This is a genomic window from Paenibacillus sp. FSL H8-0259 (genome assembly GCF_037963255.1).
Taxonomy (GTDB): domain Bacteria; phylum Bacillota; class Bacilli; order Paenibacillales; family Paenibacillaceae; genus Paenibacillus_AQ; species Paenibacillus_AQ phytohabitans.
On the sequence record NZ_CP150147.1, the window covers coordinates 7368237 to 7386267 of the forward strand.

Below are 18031 nucleotides of genomic sequence, written 5' to 3' on the forward strand. Positions count from 1 at the left end.
CTGGCTGAAATATAAATGTACTATTGTAATACAAAAAAACAGAGGAACCTCGCGATAGAAAACGCGCGGCACCTCTGTCTGTACAGTCGGCTAATTTTAATCCAAAGTAAATCAATTGGAATTTGTAAATTTAAAATATCACCTATCTGTAAATCTGTCAATGAAAATACACAAATTCCGCCCGGATTAATTATTTTCGATATAGACTTTCTGAAAGCACTCTGTATCCCATCAAGTGTATACGCAAAAAACAGTATTACGCTTTTGGTAATGCCTGCTGCTGCTCATCTGCTCATTTGTTCATCTGCTCATCTCCATCTCCTCATATCACAAACTTACACTCATATACTTACATTTTGTAAGTCGTTATGGTATAGTAGAGTATATCCTTGCTGTAACGGACAAGCTTAAGCTTTAAACCTAATAAATATTCTGGATAATAAGGGGTCTGTACCAATGAACAATCTAGGGAATGATCAAGCCAAGCAAGCGGCTGAACCGGAGTTCGAGTTCGGTATTTATACACTCGGGGATATCGTAACCGATTGCGAAACGGGGCAGCGGATTAGCCCCCGCCAGCGGCTCCATGAAGTGATTGCCGCCGCGAAGCTTGCCGATGAAGCGGGGCTGGATGTATTCGGCGTGGGTGAACATCACCGGCTGGATTTCGTCATCTCCTCAGTGCCGGTTGTGCTGGCAGCTATTGCCCAAGTTACAGAGCGGATTAAGCTTACCAGCGCAACCACCGTACTGAGCACGATTGATCCGGTTCGTGTCTTCGAGGATTTCGCTACACTGGATCTGCTGTCGGACGGCCGGGCAGAGATTATCGCCGGACGCGGCGCTTTCCTGGAATCCTTCCCGCTGTTCGGCTATGAGCTGGAGGATTACAAACAGCTGTTCAGCGAGAATCTCGACCTGCTGCTCACGCTGAACCAGCATGAGGTCATGAACTGGGAAGGCAAGTTCCGCTCCCCGCTGCATAACGCCGAGATTGCCCCGCGTCCGCTGCAGCAGAAGCTTCCGCTCTGGGTCGGCATCGGCGGTTCGGCCGAAAGTGCCCAGAAGGCCGGGGCGCTGGGTGTAGGTATGGCTATCGCCATTCTAAGCGGCAGTCCGGAGCCTTTCCAGAATCTGGCCGACACCTACCGCCGTTCCGGCGCCGCAGCAGGGCACAGGCCGGAAGACTTGAAGATCGCCATCACAAGTCACGGCTATATCGCCAGAACCTCTCAGCAGGCGCTGGATGAGTATTATCCTTATTACTACAGCTACCGCAATGCGATCAGCCCGAAGCCCGGCCAGCAATACCGCGTCTCGCGCAATGAATTCGGCCGGTTCACCTCTCCGGACAATACTTTGGCCGTGGGCAGCCCGCAGCAGATTATTGAGAAGATCCTCTATCAGCATGAGCTGTTCGGCCATCACCGCTTCATGACCCAGTTGGATATCGGCGGCCTCCCCTATGCCAAGGTGGCAGAAGCCATTGAGCTGCTGGCAACAGAAGTAGCTCCGGTTGTGCGGCGCGAGCTCGCCAAGAAGCGCAGCGGCATCTCTTCCCCCCAATAATAAGCAGAACCAAAAAGGTTGCCGCCCGGTGATAGGGCGGCAACCTTTTTTTGCGGAAATTCAATAGTATATGTATCAGAATATATCCGGCAGATGTATCCGGCACACCTGCTGCAGCGCGTCATAACTGTCATTGAACTCAAGCTGCCGGAGAATATCCAGGTAACCCAATAACTGCTGCGTATCTTCTTTATGCTTCAGACAGAGCAGCGTGAGCTCATGGTACACCAATGTGACAATTTTATCGTACAGCAAGTTCGTCTTATCCGCTAAGGGCAGCGCTTTTTTAAGGAAGAACAGGCTTTGCTTGTAATTATGCTCTTTCAGGCAAATTTTCGCGATGTTCTGCATCAGATGCTGCTGGATGGTCCGGCTCTCGGCAAAGTCATGGTATTTATCAAATTCATCCACAGCCCTTAGTCCAAAAAAGATCGCGTCGCCGCTGCTTAGCGTAAACAGGAAATTATTCAGCAGCTTGAACTCATACAGATACCATATGTCCGCACCCATCAGATAAGGCTTGATCTCCCCGGCTAATTCGCTTAACTGCCTGATCTCATCCTCCCGCTGATACTGAATCAGAAAACCCTGGCCCAGCAGATACAAATGATAATAAACCTCCGTGCGCGTCGCCCCGTACAAGAAACGGCATTCATAGCTGATCGTTCTTACTTTGTCGAATTCATAACGGTTCGCCGCCTCCACCAGACTTAGGTGAAGCGTACGTTTCTCCGGCTGTGCATAGCCATTCTGCAGGAACAGCAGCTCCTCAAGGGACATTTCCAGCTTGTCCAGCAAGAGGATCAGCTTGTCATACCCGGGATAATATTTACCGCCCTCGAAGCGTGACAAGTTGGATCGGCTCATAATCCCATCCGCCAGAATCGACTGGCTTATTCCTTTGGAGGAACGGATTTGCCTAATTGTAGAGCCCAGAAACATGATTTCACTCCTCCGCTCTGCCGTGTGAGTATACAGCACAATTTCCCGGTCTGATTTTCATTGTATGCTACACTCGGCACAAATCAAAATATAAAAAGCAGGGGAAGGATTATCATGGGCTTTCATTTGTCACGGAAACTAAACAGTAGAGTATGGAACATTCTGGCCGGAACTTTTTTCACGAGAACTGCACTATTTATGAGCGTCCCTTATCTGGCTATCTTTCTGACGAGTCAAAAACATCTCTCCATCTTCCTGGCCGGCTGTGTTCTCAGTATCAATCCGCTGGTGAATGTACTCTTCAGCGGCTTCGGAGGGGCGCTTGCGGACCGGCTGCCTCTGCACAAAATCATCGCCGTTGTCCCCATAGTCTGGGGAAGCCTATTCATTCTGTTCTATTATGCGGACAGCTTCCCGGCCTTCCTGCTGCTTAACGGCCTTAACGGATTATGCTACTCCATCTTCGAGCCTGCCAGCAAAAAAGTGCTGTCCACCGAAACGCTCCCGGAGAACCGGCTGCTCGTCTTCAATCTGCGGTATACGGCGATTAATCTGGGCTGTTTTCTCGGCCCGCTGTTAAGCCTGATGTTCAATATGAAGCTGACGCTCTTTCCTTATGTTATTCTGGGCGTGCTTTATATTCTGTATGGCGTCTCCACGCAATTCTTCTTCCGGCACGGGGGCCGCATCCACGCTTCTGTTGCAGCCCGGAGTATCGGCAGCCTCAAGAATCGTGGTGCAATCCGCAAGGACTATGTATTCCTCCTCCTGCTGGCCGGAATGAGCTTCTCCTTCTTCGGGTATTCCCAGCTGAACGGAACCGTATCCCAATATTTAAACTCCACATCTGCCTTGGCCGACGGTGCCCGGATGTATTCGGTGATCCTGTCGCTCAATGCGGTTGTTATTCTGGCTGCGCAATTTGCCGTACTGCGCTGGATCTCGAAGTGGAATCCTTTCCACGTGGTACTCACCAGCAATCTGCTGATTGCCGCAAGCTTTCTGTTCTTTGTGCTGCCCGTCTCCCCGTCGATGCCGCTGCTGTTCATTACAGTGTTCAGTCTGGGGGAGCTGCTGATTGGTGCGCGGTTCGATGCCTTGGTGGATGAGCTGTCCCCGGAGAGTAATAAGGGGCTCTATTTCGGCTGCTCGGAGTTTGTTAAGATCGGAACCACTTTCGGCCCTATGCTTGGGGCGGGTCTGCTGGGGCTGTACGGGGTAGAATCTCCTGTCCCGGTGTTCGGACTGATTGGCGGGATTACTGCTGCCGGGGCTGCTCTGATCGGAGGCGCATGGTTCCAGCATCTGCGGAAGACCCGGCAGCCAGTGGATGCTAAATATACAGGAGTGCATCAGGAGGGTGGGTAAAAGAACAAACTACTTCTGGAATAGCATCGGTAAAATTGCCCCACATCCAGCGGAATTAAGGGCGCTTGTGCTCCTAATTTCCTCGTTTGCCCGTAGTCGGCGGGATCAAGGGCACTCATTTCCTCATTTGGCCCGCACCCGGTGAATTCAGGGGCACTAATGCCCCTCATTTCCTCGTTTGGCCCGTACCCGGTGAATTCAGGGGCACTAATGCCCCTCATTTCCTCGTTTTGCCCGTAGCCGGTGAATTCAGGGGCACTAATGCCCCTCATTTCCTCATTTTGGCCCGTACCCGGTGAATTCAGGGGCACTAATGCCCTTCATTTCCTCATTTGCCCCGTAGCCGACGTGATCAAAGGGATTTATCCCTTTAATTTTCTTATACCGCCCACTTTCGGCCGATTTAGTGGGATTTATCCCTTTAATTTCCTCATATCGCCTACTTTCAGCCTAATTAGCGGGATTTATCCCTTTAATTCCCTCATACCGCCCACTTTCAGCCGATTTAGTGGGATTCATCCCTTTAATCTCCTCATATCGCCTACTTTCAGCCGAATTAGTGGGATTTATCCCTTTAATTTCCCCATACCGCCCACGTTCGGCCGAATTAGTGGGATTTATCCCTTTAATTTTCTCATACCGTCCACTTTCGGCGGATTTAATGGGATTTATCCCTTTAATTTTCTCATACCGTCCACTTTCGGCCGGATTAGTGGGATTTATCCCTTTGATTCCCCCACACCACCCGCGTCCGGCCGGGCAGAGGGATTCCTGCTATAAGAACTATTGCGTCCGGCAGACGTTTCTGCCCCGAACTCCAAGGAAACTTATCCATACATTACGCTCCTTATCTACATAGACGAATCTCATAATCCCTTAAAGAACAATTAAAGAACAAAAAAGGCCCCCGGCCATGCCGGAGACCTGCTCAATGCTCGATGTAAGCAGTATTCAGTATTCAGTATTCAGTATTCAGTATTCAGTATTCAGTATTCAGTATTCAGTATTCAATATTCAATATTCGTTATACTGTATCCAGTATGCGTTATGCGAATGATGGCTTGTTATTATCCACTTTACCGCTGACCAGCTTCTTGTACTCGTCGTCTCCGCCCTCCAGAGAAGGCGCTAAATATACATTAAGCGCGGATGGAGAGAGCTTGGTGCCGGACTTGCGTCTGGAACGGCCTTTGCCTCCCGCACTGTTACCGTTACCGCCCGCAGACCGGCGGACGCTACTAGAAACACTAACTGCATTCTTCATATTCTTCATCCTGTCAGTCCCCTTCCACTAGATGATTGACGGTACGGAACAAATCACGGTTATAGGCAACCACTGCTGTAAGATCCTCTGCCGATAATCCCCCGCTTCCGGAGAAATGTACAGAAATCACGTGGTTCTCCCCTAAAGGATAGCATAGGATATATACCTCCGCAACTTCCGTACGCTGTAAGAAAGTCCATTCCTTAGCCAAAAAAGCATCCAGCACACCCGGTTTTCCGCCTCCGTCTTCAGAGGTCGAGAACGGATAGACATGCCCGCGGCCTACATTGCCGCCCACCTGTTTCAGGCCTTCCCCCTCTTCGGCCCGCCACATGGCGGCTCCGATCACCCGGCAATCCTCCGGAGGTATGAATGAATTACGGACGGCTTCGCTGAGCGCCTGATAGTTCTCACCCGGCTGGGGAGGCGTCACATTATTATTATATTGCCAAAAGAAGTGAAGGATACTTTCTTTTCGCCTAAGCTCTGCTCTAAGCTGCTGCAGCTCAACAGCCGGATCATGGTACATGCCCTGTCCCTGAATGCTGTCGATGATTTTGCCGCAGCTGACATCCACCGCAGCTGTAGCATTCTCATGCTGCCACTCGTATTCCAGCGGCGTCAGCCCGGACAGATCAGACAGCAGGTGGTACTCTTCCACATTCTCCCCCGGAATCAGATCGCTGCGGGAGGGTACCTGATCCGGCAGCAGGCAGAAGACCCGGCCGCGCCGTAATCTGGACCAGAACAAACCCATTTCAAACTGGGTATTATCCCGGGTTACATAATAATATTTACCCCTGATCCGGGCTACATCATCAGGCGAGAACACGAATACGGCAAAGTCACTGATATCCAGATTCCGCTCCAGTGCCTCCATCGTATATTCATTCGGCCGGAAAGCAGCTGCATACCAAGGATGAACTTCTGCGGTCCGCTTCAGCTGCTCGTGGATGGCCCTGGCGTAGCGGATGGATTCTCTGGAGGATCCAATGAATAATCTAGGTCTGATCACGGCGGCACTCCTTTATCTGTTTCCCCAATATGTAATAATTATACAGACATTTCCCCCTTAGGAATAGGGCCGCCAGGTATATTAAACAGCAAGACATCTTAGTGTGAATTGTCGTTGTTATATGTAGAATTGAATCACAATTATCCTCAATTTTAATAAATCGTTGTTCTCCGGCCGATGAAACGGGTAATAGAAATTTATCTATCCGGGAAAAGAGGCTTTATATGAAAAGAATATTACATACCGCCGTACTGGCAGCCTGTCTGTTGACTTCATATGCGCTGCCGTCTTCTGCTGCCCATGCTGCAGATACCTATACAGCCAAAGTATACGCGAACTCCCTGAATGTGCGCAGTGAGCCTGCTGCAAGCGCAGCCATCACCGGCTCTCTGGCTGGTGGAGCCGTAGTTACTGTCACAGAGGAGCAGCATGGCTGGCTCAAAGTACGGGCCGGATCTGTATCCGGATGGGTCGCCGGGTATTATCTGAAGCGGACCAGCGGAGCTGCCTCCGCGGGAACCTCATCCGCCTCATCCGCCAGCACATCCGTTAAGACCTCCTCTGCCTCCAGCGGAACAGCTGTTGTCACCGCCTCTTCCCTGCGTATCCGGGGAGGACCGGGAACCAGTTATGAGGTAGTGGGTTCTTTGCAGTCCGGGAATGCCGTTACGATTCTGCTCCGCCAGGACGGATGGTCAAGAATCCGTACAGCCGGAGGAACTACCGGCTGGGTATCCACCCAGTACCTTGCCGGGGGAAGCGTCCCGAACTTAAGCACTGCCAGTTCAAACGCCCAGAACACCAGTGTAATAAGGAAATCCGGCAGCATCCGCGGCAAGCTGATTGTCGTCGATCCCGGTCATGGGGGCAGTGACCCGGGTATGCTCGGCACAACCTATGACACGATGGAGAAGGATCTTACCCTGCAGACCTCTCTATATCTCCGGGATTACCTGACCGCCAAGGGGGCCCGGGTAGAGCTGACCCGTACTCGTGGAGACCAGAAGCCGGCGCTCTCGCGGCGGGTGCAGATCGGGACGCAGCTCGGCGCGGATGCTTTTGTCAGCATCCATTATAATTCCTCTCCGAAGAATGTCTCCGGCACGCTGACTTTCTTCTACTCGGAGCAGAATGATCTCCGGCTGGCCCGGGCGATTGAAACCCGGCTTGGCGCAGGAATCGGCCTCCGTAGCAACGGCCTCTCCTTCGGCAATTATCATATTCTAAGGGAAAATCCGCTTCCCGCAGCCCTTATAGAGCTTGGGTTCCTCAGCAATCCTTACGACGAGTCGATTGTCCGCAAGGCCGCTTATCAGCGGAAGGCTGCACAGGCTATCGCCGAGGGGCTGGCTGATTATTATAAAAACTGAAAGGAAGTCATCTGAAATTATATGGTGATTTCCCGGATATTGAGTTCTTTTATTTTGCTGAGGTCAATATATTCATCGTTAATGCGGATAAGCGGTGTTTCGATATCATGCGGATTCAGATAGACGATCTCGCCGACCCGGCCATCGGTTAAGACCACCTCACGGCCAACAGTCCGCTTCACAATGTTCTCCAGAAAAACCGAAACAATATGCGGGTCCAGCGCGCCAAAGCTGCCTCTTCTCATCTGATCGACAATCACATGGAAAGGCATAGCCTCATGGTAGGGGCGTTTGCTGGACATGGCATGAAAAATATCGGCAACCGCTATAATTTTGCTATAGGAATCAATCTGTTCATCCTTAAGTCCCAGCGGATATCCCTTGCCGTCGTTCCTCTCATGATGCTGCAGTGCCGCCAGTGTAATGCGCGAATTGGCCCCGGTGGTTTCCTTCAGCATCTCATAGCCGTATATTGTGTGTTTCTTCACCAGGTTGAACTCTTCGTCCGTCAGCTTGCCGGGCTTGTTCAGAATCTCATTGGGAATCTTCAGCTTGCCGATATCATGCAGGGTTGCCGCCAGGGACAGCACGGACAGCTCGGCTTCACTCATATGTAACCATCTGCCGATTAGGGTGGACAGTACACCGACTCCAACGTTGTGCTGGTATGTATAATCATCTCTGCCCTGGACTGAACTGAACAAAGCAAAAATATCCGGATTGCGCGAGATCTCCTGTATTACCGGAACGACATCCTTCCTGATATCCGCCAGGGGAATTTTCCGCGATATTCTGTAAGATTCAAACATTTCCTTGGAGCTATCTACTACACTATTTGCCATTTGACGATAAGAGGGAGCCTGCTGTTCATCCACAAAAATGATATCAAGCACATCAATTCTTTGTTTGCGGATGAGTTCGAGATGTTCTGCATTCAATTTGCTCTTGGCAGGAATAACTGTAACTCCGTATGCATTGATCAGATCATTCTTAATCGTTCTTCCCAGATAGTTGTCCATACCTTCCAGCCCTCCCAGATAACCGAAACATTATATAAATTGCCCATATAGCTATTATCGGTTTATCGCTGGAAAATGTTGAAAGGGAAGTTAGGCCGTTCTTAATCTTCCTCTTCCTGCTTACGGTACTCCCGCGGGGTTACTCCAGTGGATTTCTTGAAGACACGGCTGAAATATTTCTCGTCTTCATACCCTACCAGCTCCGCGATCTGCGACAGCCGCAAATTCGTATTCTGCAGCAGAGTCTTCGCCTTATCCACTCTGAGACTCGTTAAATAATCCGACAGATTCTCCCCGGTGATCTGCTTGAATTTGCGGGAGACATTCTCCCTGCTGATGAAAAAGCGTTCCGCAATATGCTGCAGCGTCATCTCCTGTGCATAGTTCTGGTTCAGGTATTCCCTGATTTCCAGCACGAGTCTGCTATCCGGAGCCTGAGCGATACCTTTGGAGAGGTGCTGCAGCAGAGATTTAAGCTGACTCTCCCAGTTCTCCACCGAGAACAGCCCCTGTGAGTCATAACAAAGCTCCAGGCTGATCTCCTCCTCCGGCCGCCAGCGTGTCAGAACCGCACGTATCTCCTCCTGCTGGTGGAGAAAGCTGCTCTCCGTAAGCAGCGGCAACCCGGTAAGCTCCCGCGCCCACTCCTCCACAACCCGCTGCATCCTTTCCAGATCGCCCGACAATACCGCGATTCTAAGCTTGTCCAGCTGCATATCCGGAGCGTAGTCTTCTTTAGGCCTACTCTCATCCCCAGCCGCTCTGCAGAGGTGTATCCGTCCGTCACGCTGAAGGAGATTCCGTTCCTCCAGCCCTTGGCGTGCCTGGGCAAAAGCAGGCTGCAGCCCCTCCGGCAACGGGTTCAGCAGGCTGAGCCCGATATCCACCTGAACGCCATACGCCTGGCGGATCGATTCATTCACTCCGTTCAGTACCGTCTCCGCCTGTTGAACAGCATTCCACAGCAGAATCACAAGCTCTCCACCGCTCTGCCAGCTGCGGAAGGCATAACCGCTGTAGTCCGGTGCCATAACTTCATTGCAGACGTTGGCCAGCACAAAAGCCGTCAGCGCCACATCGCCATGAAATCTCTGCAGCAGACGGCAGTCTGCACCTTGCATCGAGATGACAGCCACTCTGCAGGAGGCTGCTCCAATCGGCATCCCCAGCTCTTCGCAGAGCGCCAGCTTCAGCTCCTGAAAGGAGGCATGCCCGTAGACCAGATCGGACAGCACCTTGTCCCAGTAGAGCGGACGCAGTACGTTCAGCTGCATGTTCTGGAGCTGCGACTGCTTCCGCACCGCCTCCTCCTCCATCCACAGCTTAAAGGCATGCTCCGCCGAGGCAATCAGCTGCTTGCTGTTCAGCGGCTTCAGCAGATAATCGGTCCCGCCGTAGACAATCGCCGGCTTCACGTAATTGAAATCCTGATACCCGCTGATGACAATGGTCTTCGTATTCGGATAATGCTTATGCAGCCATTCCAGCAGCTCCGCTCCGTCCATCAGCGGCATCCGCATATCCGTGAACACGATCGCCGGCTGATGCTCCTGCATAATCAGGGTCGCTTCCTGACCGTTGGTAGCCTCATATATATCGGAGATATTATATTTGTCCCACGGAACAAAATAACGGATCGCCTCCCGTACATGCTTCTCATCATCTACAATCAGCACCTTCATGTATAGCCGCTCCTTTAGGTTATGTCTGCACCCTTCTTCATTCATCACTCTATCATCCATAATTCATTGCGTTAAACATTCATACTGTAACTGTCTCTCCGGGAGGGTGGCATTATTCGTCTGGCCCCTCCAGCGGAATAATCAGGGTAACCGTAACCCCTTGGCCCTCTTCATTATGCAGCTGCATCTCCGCCCCGCTGCCGAACTGCAGCCGCAGGCGGGCCAGCACATTATACAGGCCGATTTCTTCGTTCTCAGGCCGGCCGCTGCTTCTAAGTCCGGCTGTAATCTCCTCCAGCCGTTCCGGGCTAATGCCCTTGCCGTTATCCTTGACGGCAAGAACCAGCCGCGACTGCCCCTCCAGCGTGCAGTCTATCCGGATGACGGCTTCGCGGATTCCGTCCGCGAAGCCGTGCTTGAAGATATTCTCCACGATCGGCTGGAGAATCATCTTGGGCAGGACCGTCTCCAGCGCTGCTTCCGCCGCATGAATCTCCAGGCGCAGATTCTCTTCGCCGAACCGCTCGGTCTGCAGAATCACATAATTCTGCACATGCTCCATTTCATCGCGCAGCGGCACCTGCGTCCGTTCCGTGTTCATGGAGTAGCGCATCATACTGCCCAGGGAATAGATGAGATCATACACCTTCGGCGCATTATAGCGCAAGGATAAGCTGGCGATGGACTGCAGGGCATTGTAAAGAAAATGCGGATTGACCTGGGCCTGCAGCGCCTTCAGCTGATTCGTCTTGTTCGCCAGCTCCAGGCGGTATTCCTTGACGATCAGGTCATTGATGGTCCGGGTCATGCCGGTGATTTTGCGGGTCAGCAGGCCGAATTCATCCTCGCGTTCGGCGTCCATATGCGCATCCAGCTGGCCGATCTGCACCTTCTGGGTGAAGTTGATCAGCTTCTTGATCGGCCGGGTAAAGCCGATGGAGATGAGCACCGCGCTGATTCCCCCGATCAGGAGAAACAGCAGCCCGATCCCCATATTGAACCGGGTGATAACCCTCGCATCACCATACAGATCCTCATAAGGCACCAGCTTGATGATGCTGCCGCTGAAGAGCGGGTCCTTGATATGCTTGTACATGACAATGCCCTGGAAGCCGTCCTTTTTCCAGGTGAAATGCCCGCTGTCACTATCTTCGGGAAGACGGCTCCATCCGGTCTCCACCTGTTTGCCGACCCAGTCCGGATCGGAAGCGAACAAGGCCTGCCCCTGCTCATTCAGCACATACAGACGCTCCGTGTCCGAGTTGTACATCGATTTGACGATTCCCTCCAGCTCCTCCAGGGTGTAATCAATGGACAGATCGGCCAGTACACTGTCGCTGGGCGTACGGTAGAGGGGGAAATGTGCAGTGAAGACCGGAACGCTCCCCGGCTTCAGATTGGGGAAGCCGGACTTTACGCCGTATTGATGATCCATATGTGTCACCTCAATATACGGCCGGTATGTCCCTTCAGGATGCTCTGCCTCCGCGTAATCCGCATTCTCTTCCCGGCGGAACAATCCGCCCAGCAGCAGATTGGACTGCCGGGCCGCTCTGACGTAGAGATGGATCTGGAAGGTATTGCGGTCCGAGAGGAACAAATTGTATAGCTGGGTGGAGATCACCGCACGGGTATCCGGCAGAACCGTACCTTCTGGCGCCTGCTCATTGCTTTTGGCGGTAAGCAGCGTGGTGTAGAAGGAGCTCGGAACATTAATTCCGCTGTACAGCGACATGGCCTGCTGATTCATGCCGCTGAAATAACTGCTGAGATTCGCTTCCCCCAGCGTCAGCAGCTTCGTATTCTGCTTCACGGACTGCTCCGTAACCGACTGTTTGGTATAGAGATAGGAGAAGGTAACGGATATGCCTGACGGAATCACTGACGCCAGCAGCACTAGGGCCATCAGCCGCGTCCGGATACTGTTTCTGAACATGGGCGAACCTCCTGAACGTTTTGCGGAAGAACCGCTTCTCTGATATAACCTTGCAGCAGAACTCGCTCCGGAAGCAACCCGGCTGCAATATAATCCACTTTTCTCATCATCAAATTGAGTGTTGGCGATGGCCCGGGCTTTCTATAATGAAGCTGTGAACACGTAGAAATATTATACAAAGGAGATTCCATATGAGAAAAGCTCTGCGCTTGCAACGAGGCTGGGGACAGCAAATCGTATTTCTCGGCCCCTGTCTGCTCTTTTTCCTGACCATTGTGGTCACCCCATTCTTCCTCGGCTTCTACTACTCTTCCACCGACTGGAACGGGCTCGATCTGGACAAAGCGGTCTGGACCGGCGCGGCCAACTGGAGACGGATTTTTACGAACGACGATAAGTTCTGGGAGTCTCTGCTCTTTACGCTCCGCTTCACCGTAATTTCCGTAGTGGCCGCCAACGTACTGGCGCTGCTGCTTGCCTTCATTCTGATGACGACGCTGAAGACGAAGAAGCTGCTCCGCACCATCTTTTTCATGCCCAATGTAATCGGCGGCATTCTGCTCGGCTACATCTGGCAGTTCATCTTCACCAAAGGCTTCGCCACGATCGGCGAGCTTACCGGGATTTCCTTCTTCCAGCTGCCTTGGCTGGGTACGCCCAGCACAGGATTCTGGGGTCTGGTCATTGTGTTCGTCTGGCAGACTGCCGGGTATATGATGGTCATTTATATTGCGGCGCTGGCTGGTATCCCTAAGGATCTGGTCGAAGCGGCCAAAATTGACGGCGCCCGTGCCCCGCAGCTGTTCAAGAGTGTCTATGTACCTCTGATTATGCCGGCGATCACCATCTGCCTGTTCCTGACAACCTCTAACGCATTCAAAATGTTCGACCTCAACCTGTCGCTGACCAAAGGCGGACCGGGCACCTCGACCCAGTCGCTGGCCTATAACATTTATGCGGAAGCACTGATCAACAACCGGTACGGCCTCGGTACGGCCAAAGCGCTGCTCTTCTTCGCCGCCGTTTCACTGATCACGGTCACTCAGGTCTGGCTTACCAAAAGAAAAGAGGTGTCGGCCTAATGAACAGCAGCAGATACCGGCCCAGAAACTTCATTCTGGAGATCGCCGCCATACTTCTGGCCATTATTTTCCTATCCCCCTTCTACCTGGTACTGAGCAATTCTGTTAAGGGGCTGAAGGACATCCTGATCGACGCCGCTTCCTGGCCGCAGGTGTTCCACTGGGATAATTACTCCAAGGTCTGGGATGCCATTGACTTCCCGCAAGCCTTCTTCAGTTCCCTGCAAATCACTGTCTTAAGCGTAATCTTCATCGTCCTGTTCAGCTCGATGGCCGCTTATCAGATTGTACGGAAGCCGACGCGCTTCAATTCCTTCGTCTTCCTGCTGCTGGTCTCGGCGATGATCATTCCGTTCCAGTCGCTGATGTTGCAATTAGTCCGTGTGACCAGTATTCTGGAGCTTCGCGGGGAATTATACGGAATCGTGGCCTGCTATCTCGGCTTCGGAATGCCGCTGTCCGTATTTCTGTTCCACGGGTTCATTAAGACAGTGCCTTTTGAGCTGGAGGAAGCGGCGCGGGTGGATGGCTCCAATCCGTATGGCGTATTCTTCAAAATTGTGTTCCCGCTGCTCATGCCGATTATTGTAACGGTCATTATCCTTAACACACTGTGGATCTGGAATGACTATCTGCTGCCGGTGCTCGTCATCGGGGGAAATAAGGATCTGACGACCCTGCCGGTCGCCGTGACCAAGTTCTTCGGGCAGTACACCAAGAAGTGGGATCTGGCCCTTGCGGGTCTCGTGATGGCGATTACGCCTATCCTCATATTCTTCCTGTCCCTGCAGCGTTATATTGTCGAAGGTGTAACCACAGGCTCCATTAAGGGATGATCGCGAGATCCCTTGCAACAATATCCACTTTTCCCGGCAAAATATTAAGTGTAAGTCCACTCTCATTTGCATTACGATCTAGTTGCAGGAACCACAGACCAGGGAGGTTATTCTATGAAAAGAAAGTTCGCGTTCGTTATCGCAACCGTTTGCACACTTATTATCGCAGGTTGCGGGAATAGCGGCAATACGAATTCCGCAGGCAATGGAAACGCAACCAATGCTCCTGACACGTCAACCGAAACCACAGCACCGGAAGCAACCAAGGCACCTGCCAAGGATGTTACGATCAAAATGTTCCAGTTCAAGGTTGAAATTGCCGAGCAGCTGAATGCACTCGCCGAAGAATATGAGAAAGAAACCGGTGTGAAGGTCGAAGTGGAAACGCATGGCGGCGGTGAAGATTACGGCGCGCTGCTCAAAGCGGAGATTGCTTCCGGCTCTGAGCCTGAAATTTTCAATAACGGCGGTTATACTGCCCTCGTACCTTATATGGACCGCGCCACTGATTTGAGCAATGAGCCTTGGGCGGAGAGTCTGATCCCAACCGCCAAAACTCCGGCAACCGTGGACGGCAAGCTCTATGGTATGCCAATGAACGTAGAAGGCTATGGACTGATCTACAACAAGGATCTGTTCGCCAAAGCCGGCATTACGGAAGAGCCTAAGACCCTCCCGCAATTGAAAGATGCGGCAGCCAAGCTGAAAGCCGCCAGCATCACACCGTTTGAAGCTACGAATGAGTGGTGGTCGATGGGAATTCACCTTGTGAACGTAGGTCTAGCCCATCAGCCTGATCCGAAGCAGTTCATCGACGATGTCAAAGCCGGCACGCAGACAATCAAAGGCAACGCTGTATTCGAGCAGTGGCTGGATCTGGTGGATGTGATCTTCGACAACGCTCAGGATAACAAGATGACTACCGACTATGCTACCCAGGTTGCTGAGTTCGCATCCGGCAAAGCTGCAATGATGCTGCAGGGTAACTGGACGCAAGGCGATATCGACAAAATCGATCCTGCCCTGAATCTGGGCCTCCTCCCGCTTCCGATCAGCGACGAAGAAGGCACCATCCTGGTAGGCGTACCTAACAACTATGTGGTGAACAGCAAATCCGAGCATCCGGAAGAAGCCAAAGCCTTCCTGAACTGGCTCGTAAGCTCGGAGACCGGCCAGAAGTATCTGACCAAGGAATTCAAGTTCATTCCGGCTGAAACTAACGTCACCGCTGACGCGGCAGACATCGGCCAGGTTGCCGTTGCCGTGCAGGAGAAATCCGCTACCGCCCTCGGCTGGAACTGGGATATGTTCCCTGACGGCGTAACCCAGGGCTTCGGCGCTGCGATGCAGGAATATCTCGGCGGACAGCTTGACCGTGATAAGCTGCTGGAGAAGCTGGATAAGGCTGTGCAGGATATTGTGAAGCAATAGGATTTAATAAAAAGCAAGAGGTGCCTCAAAGCCAAAATGGCTTGGGTGCCTCTTTTTTATATTTGTTTTAGAGCAGGATTTACGTTGGCATTTTAGAGCACGCTCCGCAAACGGAACGTTGTTCCAATCGCTCTTGTATCCAGATTTTATTTATTCCCCTTAGCGGTGAAAATCCGGACACAAAGGCGACCGCTCCGCTTTTCCGCGGGTCATTCCGTCCGCTCTGCTGTTTAAGAGGGGGAGCTTCTGCAATCTTAAAGACCTAACCCAATAATCCTGCATATATTACAACATTCCCCTCCCTAACTCGGCCAAAATCCAAAAATGTTGTATAAAAAGCAGCATTTCTCCTGCTACAAGCGATTTTCCGGGAAAATTGCTGTATATCGTACAACAATCCTTGCGAATACGCTGATATTGCTGGGCCAAAGTTGTAATACGTACAACATAATAGGCATTAAGATGCTTCACCGTTAACACAGTGTCCATCCAAGCGCTCAAGTCATAAAACAAAGCAGCAACCCTCCAGTCAAGGAGAATCGCTGCTCTGTTCATTCTAACGTAAAATATTCAATTCCTTATAGAGCTTACACAAACATCTCCACAATCAGGAACAAATTCAGTGACACTACCAGAGCCGAGATAATCCAGCCGAGGATGGTGGTGATCCGGTGGTTCACCAGCCCCTTCATTATCGAGCGGTCGCTGGTGAAGATCACGAGCGGAATCAGGGCGAAGGCAATCCCGAAGGAGAGAACGACCTGGCTCATCACCAGTGCACTTGTCGCGTTAATCCCGAAGGCGATGATGGTCAGCGGTGGGATGATGGTAATCGCCCGCCGCAGGTAGAGATTGATCTTTTTATTAATGAAGCCCTGCATGACCACATCACCGGCCATTGTACCGACCGAGGAGCTCGACAGACCTGCGATCAGGAGGCCGAGGCCGAAGGAGATGGCGGTAACCGGTCCTGCCAGATTACGGAACTGCTCGAAGGCGACATCCAAATCCTCAACGACCAGACCATTCTTGAAAAAGAGCGCAGCAGCTACAACCACCATGGCCATATTCACGGCACCGGCAATCAGCATCGCAATCAGAATATCGATGAATTCCAGCCGGAAAATCTGTTTCTTCTCCCGTTCATCGATCCCGACGACCCGGCTCTGGGTCAGCGAGGAATGCAGATAAATCGCATGCGGCATAACTGTCGCGCCGAGAATCCCGGCAGCCAGCAGGATGCTGTCCACACCCTCGAATCTTGGCGTAAACATTCCGGCAACCACACTGCCCGTATCGGGCTTCGCCATAATGACCTGGAATGCAAAAGCCAGAACAACAATCATTACCATCCCGGCAATTCCGGCCTCCAGGGTACGGTAGCCGCGCCGCTGGAGCTCCAGAATAGCGAAAGATCCAACAGCGGTAATCAGCGCAGCCGGCAGCATTGGTATACCGAACAGTAAGTATAGTCCAAGGGCTGCCCCGATAAATTCCGCCAGATCGGTAGCGATAATGACCAGTTCACTCTGTATCCACAGGAAGATGGACACGCCTCTCGGGAATTTCTCCCGGGCGACCTCCGGCAGATTCTTGCCGGTGGCAATGCCAAGCTTGGCGGATAAGGATTGTATAAGGACAGCCATCAGATTCGAGGCAAAGATAACCCATAATAACAAATATCCGTATTTCGAGCCTGCTGTAATATTAGTGGCGAAATTGCCGGGGTCCAGGTACGCTACAGAAGCGATAAAAGCCGGACCCAGGAAAGGAAGGAGTCTCTTCAGTCCTTTGACATCTCCATTCAGCACTGATTGTGCCGAGTGTTTATTAGTATGTCCTTTTAGTATAGGGGATGATTCTACTGCTGTATTTTGCTCCATCATTTCTATCCCTCCTCTTGCCCGGAAAAAGTTGTCTATATACACGAAAGTTTCCCTGATGCAACATTTGATTTGTTTTCATTATAATCCGCTAATTGAGAAATGTAAATGTATTTTCATTGGATTTTTCATACGAGCAATGGGTTGATTCTAAACTACGGCATCCGCCCGGCTGCTCCAAATTATATTATGTGCAAACCTGCAGCAAAGTGATGCTCCGGTCCATATGTAATTACCCAATACAACACAGAGTTATTTAAGCAGTTAAAATATAAAATAACCCCACAAAGTAGGGCCGTAGCTTCGACGATTACTCAGGCACTTTGCGGGAACCCCAAAACAAAAAACAGGCGAGCCCCAGGACATTCATCCTGACTCTCGCCCGCCGGGCATTCCGGTGTGATCCATACCGCTTAAGAGGTAATACTGCGGATATCTGCACGCATCTGTTCATTCTGCAGCTTCAGCTCATTCAGCTCCTGCTGCAGCTTCTCCACATCCGCCTGCTTCCTCGAGTGGCCTCCATGTTTGCCGCGCATGCCGGGCATTCCGAACATCATAAGGATCATCATCAGCGGACAGATCAGTGTGATTAACCAGGACCAGTTCATGGCTTTTCCTCCCTCCGGGATTC

14 protein-coding genes are annotated in these 18031 nt (G+C 51.7%); 6 read left to right on the forward strand and 8 right to left on the reverse strand.

Going from position 1 to position 18031, the window contains the following annotated elements:
* Nucleotides 1-456 precede the first annotated feature (456 nt).
* Nucleotides 457-1569, forward strand: coding sequence for an LLM class flavin-dependent oxidoreductase (locus tag NSU01_RS31515; RefSeq protein WP_076247058.1), 1113 nt, complete (start codon nt 457-459; stop codon nt 1567-1569).
* Nucleotides 1570-1644: 75 nt separating this feature from the next.
* Here the strand turns inward: NSU01_RS31515 and NSU01_RS31520 are convergent, their stop codons facing one another.
* On the reverse strand, nt 1645-2511 hold the full coding sequence (locus NSU01_RS31520) for an Rgg/GadR/MutR family transcriptional regulator (protein ID WP_076247061.1): 867 nt from the start codon (nt 2509-2511) through the stop codon (nt 1645-1647).
* A 114-nt stretch (nt 2512-2625) separates the two neighbouring features.
* Here NSU01_RS31520 and NSU01_RS31525 point away from each other — a divergent pair, with 114 nt between their 5' ends.
* Entirely contained in the window at nt 2626-3879 is a 1254-nt protein-coding gene (locus tag NSU01_RS31525; RefSeq protein WP_076247065.1) for an MFS transporter, read from the forward strand.
* A 1045-nt stretch (nt 3880-4924) separates the two neighbouring features.
* On the opposite strand, the gene NSU01_RS31530 is transcribed toward NSU01_RS31525, so the two are convergent.
* Both NSU01_RS31530 and NSU01_RS31535 read right to left on the reverse strand, forming a co-directional pair.
* The gene (locus NSU01_RS31530; protein WP_052416752.1) at nt 4925-5152 is read right to left on the reverse strand and encodes a hypothetical protein; all 228 of its coding nucleotides are present in this window, start codon (nt 5150-5152) and stop codon (nt 4925-4927) included.
* 4 nt (nt 5153-5156) lie between these two features.
* The gene (locus NSU01_RS31535) at nt 5157-6158 is read right to left on the reverse strand and encodes a TIR domain-containing protein (protein ID WP_042140073.1); all 1002 of its coding nucleotides are present in this window, start codon (nt 6156-6158) and stop codon (nt 5157-5159) included.
* A gap of 224 nt (nt 6159-6382) precedes the next feature.
* On the opposite strand from NSU01_RS31535, the gene NSU01_RS31540 reads away from it, so the two are divergent.
* Entirely contained in the window at nt 6383-7528 is a 1146-nt protein-coding gene (locus NSU01_RS31540; protein WP_076247069.1) for an N-acetylmuramoyl-L-alanine amidase, read from the forward strand.
* Nucleotides 7529-7545: 17 nt separating this feature from the next.
* On the opposite strand, the gene NSU01_RS31545 is transcribed toward NSU01_RS31540, so the two are convergent.
* The 3 genes from NSU01_RS31545 to NSU01_RS31555 form a co-directional block, all read right to left on the reverse strand.
* Nucleotides 7546-8547, reverse strand: a complete 1002-nt coding sequence (locus NSU01_RS31545) for an HD-GYP domain-containing protein (protein WP_039300694.1) — start codon at nt 8545-8547, stop codon at nt 7546-7548.
* Between the two features lie 101 nt (nt 8548-8648).
* Nucleotides 8649-10229 carry a response regulator gene (locus NSU01_RS31550; RefSeq protein WP_076247071.1) on the reverse strand — a complete coding sequence of 527 codons (1581 nt, stop codon included), beginning with the start codon at nt 10227-10229 and terminating at the stop codon, nt 8649-8651.
* Nucleotides 10230-10341: 112 nt separating this feature from the next.
* Nucleotides 10342-12165, reverse strand: a complete 1824-nt coding sequence (locus tag NSU01_RS31555) for a sensor histidine kinase (RefSeq protein ID WP_076247073.1) — start codon at nt 12163-12165, stop codon at nt 10342-10344.
* A gap of 191 nt (nt 12166-12356) precedes the next feature.
* Between NSU01_RS31555 and NSU01_RS31560 the strand changes: the two genes are divergently transcribed.
* The 3 genes from NSU01_RS31560 (at nt 12357) to NSU01_RS31570 (ending at nt 15514) form a co-directional block, all read left to right on the forward strand.
* Nucleotides 12357-13247 (forward strand): sugar ABC transporter permease, encoded by an 891-nt coding sequence (locus NSU01_RS31560; RefSeq protein ID WP_039300685.1) that lies wholly within the window; start codon nt 12357-12359, stop codon nt 13245-13247.
* Entirely contained in the window at nt 13247-14083 is an 837-nt protein-coding gene (locus NSU01_RS31565) for a carbohydrate ABC transporter permease (RefSeq protein ID WP_039300683.1), read from the forward strand. The genes NSU01_RS31560 and NSU01_RS31565 overlap by 1 nt, the downstream gene beginning before the upstream one ends.
* A 114-nt stretch (nt 14084-14197) precedes the next feature.
* Nucleotides 14198-15514: an extracellular solute-binding protein gene (locus tag NSU01_RS31570; protein WP_076247076.1), complete on the forward strand. Its 1317-nt coding sequence runs from the start codon at nt 14198-14200 to the stop codon at nt 15512-15514.
* A gap of 587 nt (nt 15515-16101) precedes the next feature.
* On the opposite strand, the gene NSU01_RS31575 is transcribed toward NSU01_RS31570, so the two are convergent.
* Nucleotides 16102-17397 (reverse strand): Nramp family divalent metal transporter, encoded by a 1296-nt coding sequence (locus NSU01_RS31575; protein WP_076247161.1) that lies wholly within the window; start codon nt 17395-17397, stop codon nt 16102-16104.
* 413 nt (nt 17398-17810) lie between these two features.
* Entirely contained in the window at nt 17811-18008 is a 198-nt protein-coding gene (locus NSU01_RS31580; RefSeq protein ID WP_076247080.1) for a DUF2933 domain-containing protein, read from the reverse strand.
* Nucleotides 18009-18031: the final 23 nt, after the last annotated feature.